The following is a 2944-nucleotide window of genomic DNA, read 5'->3' on the forward strand; positions in this document are numbered from 1 at the left end:
GAGGAGAACCTCAAGCCGCATCGGTCGGGCACCTTCAAACTCTCGAAGGACCCGGCCTTCGCGGAAAAGGTCGCCGACATCGTCGGGCTGTACCTGGACCCGCCCGGGGGCGCTGTCGTGCTGTCGGTGGATGAGAAGACGCAGGTACAGGCGCTCGACCGCACTCAGCCAGTACTGCCGGTGACCTTCGCCGCAACCGAGAAACGCACCCACGACTACGTGCGGCACGGCACCACGAACCTGTTCGCCGCCTTGAATATCGCCACCGGCGAGGTGTTCGGCGAGTGCAAGCCGAACCGGAACGGCGCGACCTTCCTGGCCTTCTTGAAGAAGGCGGTGAAGCCGCATGCCGGCAACGAAATCCATATCGTGCTGGACAATCTCTCCACGCACACCACCCCGGACGTCAAGGCGTGGCTGGCGAAGAACCCTCACGTGCACTTCCACTTCACCCCCGTCGGCTCCTCCTGGTTGAACCAGATCGTGCGACACGAAGTCGCTTGAGAAGAGTGGGAATCACCAAGGAGGTTCGACGATGTCGAAGGTGTAGACCCGAGCCAGTGCGCAGGGCTCGTTCCCGCCTCAGCGTGCGTCGCGAGTAATCGCGGGGTGCGAAGCCTGAGGAAAGGCCCAAGGATTCCCGTTCCATCCGGGGATTACAGGCCGGGAAATGCCGGACGGGTGAATGCGAATGAACCCTTGATGATGCCTCGTCATGAGCACTCTCGCCGATGGGTTGTTCCAGCGGGAGATAGGGACTGGCCTTTGAAAAGCGGCAGGCGCCGACCGGAGATATCTGACCAGTCGGGAGTGCACCGCCGTCCCCGGGGTGCAGAGGGCACCCTCCCCGGCAGCATCTCTCTCATGCGGAACGTGACAACCCCGATGGAGTCCAGGCAATACAGTTTCTGGCCTGGTAAGCCAACCGCAAGGAAGGCCCAAATCTCCAGCGGACGCAGGAAGACCCAGCAAGCGAATGCCGGTGGCCGAAAGGCAGCAGGAAACCGGGAACCACATGCCGACACCTCCGTCGGCGGTTCCCGCATAACTGGCCGGATAGGGGCCGATACCCCGACCTGAAAGGGTGCTGACGTGGGTCTGGTGAGCTTGTGAAGGCACGATGACCGAAGACACCGGAACCGAAGGACAAGTTGGACGTCATGACGACACACGCGGCCGGGACGGCGCAAGCCGCAGCGACCGCCGCCGGCATGGCGAACGGACCGGAGGACGAGATCACCGACTGGCCGTCGATCGACTGGCGGAGGGTCGAGGACGACGTACGGCGTCTGCGGCAGCGCATCTTCACGGCATCGCAGGCAGGAGACCTGGCCAAGGTCAGGAATCTACAGAAGCTGATGCTCCGCTCCCGCGCCAACACACTCGCGAGTGTGCGGCGGGTCACGGAGGTCAACGCTGGCCGCAAGACGGCGGGTGTTGACGGGAAAGTCGTCCTGCTGCCCCAGGAAAAGGCCGAGCTGGCCGACTGGGTCCAGCATGGCGCGGCCCCGTGGAAACCCAAGCCCGTCAAGCGGGTGTATATCGCCAAGGCGAATGGAAAACAGCGCCCGCTCGGAATTCCCGTGATCGCTGACAGATGCCTCCAAGCTCTGGCACTGAATGCACTGGAGCCCGAGTGGGAGGCACGGCTGGAACCGAAGGTCTACGGCTTCCGGCCCGGCCGTGGCTGTCATGACGCGATTGTGGCCATCCACACGACGGCGTGCGGCAGGACCGCCAAGCGCCTGTGGGTGCTCGACGCCGACTTGAAAGCGGCATTCGACCGAATCGACCACGATAATCTGCTCACGTCGCTGGGTTCGTTTCCCGGAAGGGGAATGATCGCCGGATGGATGAAGGCGGGTGTGGTCGAAAAAGGTTGGTTCGCCCCCACGCTGGAGGGAACTCCCCAGGGCGGGGTGATCAGTCCCGCGTTGTTGAACATCACCTTGCACGGAATGGGAAAGGCCGCTGGAGTCCGCTACCAGACTCTCGGCAGCGATGCCGCGATTTTGGCGCGTGACTCACCGGTTCTGGTCGTCTACGCCGATGACCTCCTCGCCCTGTGCCACTCACAGGAACAGGCCGAGCAGGTCAAGGCACGGCTCGCCGCATGGCTCGCGCCCCGGGGGCTGGCTCTCAACGAGGACAAGACGCGCGTTGTCCACCTCGATGAGGGCTGCGACTTCCTGGGGTTCAACATCCGACGCTATCGCGGCAAGCTGCTGACCAAGCCGAGCAACGCGGCCCTGCGGCGGATCCGGGAACGGCTCGCCGCCGAGATGCTGGCCCTGCGAGGGGCCAACGCCGACGCAGTGATCGCCAAGCTCAACCCGATCATCAAGGGCTGGGCCGCCTACTACCGGATCGGGGTGTCCAAGCGGGCGTTCAACTCGCTGGACGCCTACGTGTGGAGGCTGGTCTACAAGTGGGCCAAGTTCTCCCACGCGAACAAGTCGAAGCGCTGGGTGACCGACCGGTACTTCGGCATGTTCAACCCGTTCAGGCATGACAGGTGGGTGTTCGGGGACCGCACCAGCGGTTTCTACCTCTACAAGTTCGCCTGGACGCCGATCGTCCGGCACCGGATGGTGCCAGGAACGGCGTCGACCGACGATCCCACCCTGGTCGACTTCTGGGCCAAGCGGCGTCGCCGCGGCAAACTCCCGCTGGGCAAAGGCACCCTGCATCTGTTGCAGAAGCAGGACGGCCGATGTCCAGTCTGCGGAGGGCTGTTGCTGCACGCCGACCACGAGCCGCAAACTCCCGACCAGTGGGAACAGTGGCTCAAGGTCATCCGCACGGCGATCCGTAAACACGCGATCATCGCCGATGCGGGCAACGGCAAGCCGGATAAATCCACCGCCCCACGTCTGATCCACACCCACTGCCACCGTCGGCTGACCACCGGCATCGGCAAGCCGCCAGCACTTCTGACCAGCCC

The 2944-nt window shown here is 64.0% G+C and carries 1 protein-coding gene and 1 pseudogene; both read left to right on the plus strand.

The genetic code is table 11. The features are described from left to right. Positions 1-489 (plus strand): annotated as a pseudogene (locus AQJ91_RS31505) (IS630 family transposase); the annotation flags it as partial. A 671-nt stretch (positions 490-1160) separates the two neighbouring features. Further along, a partial coding sequence (gene ltrA, locus AQJ91_RS31510; RefSeq protein ID WP_079085355.1) for a group II intron reverse transcriptase/maturase occupies positions 1161-2944 on the plus strand: 1784 nt, incomplete at its 3' end.

Origin of the sequence: Streptomyces dysideae (assembly GCF_001514305.1) — a bacterium.
Taxonomy (GTDB): domain Bacteria; phylum Actinomycetota; class Actinomycetes; order Streptomycetales; family Streptomycetaceae; genus Streptomyces; species Streptomyces dysideae.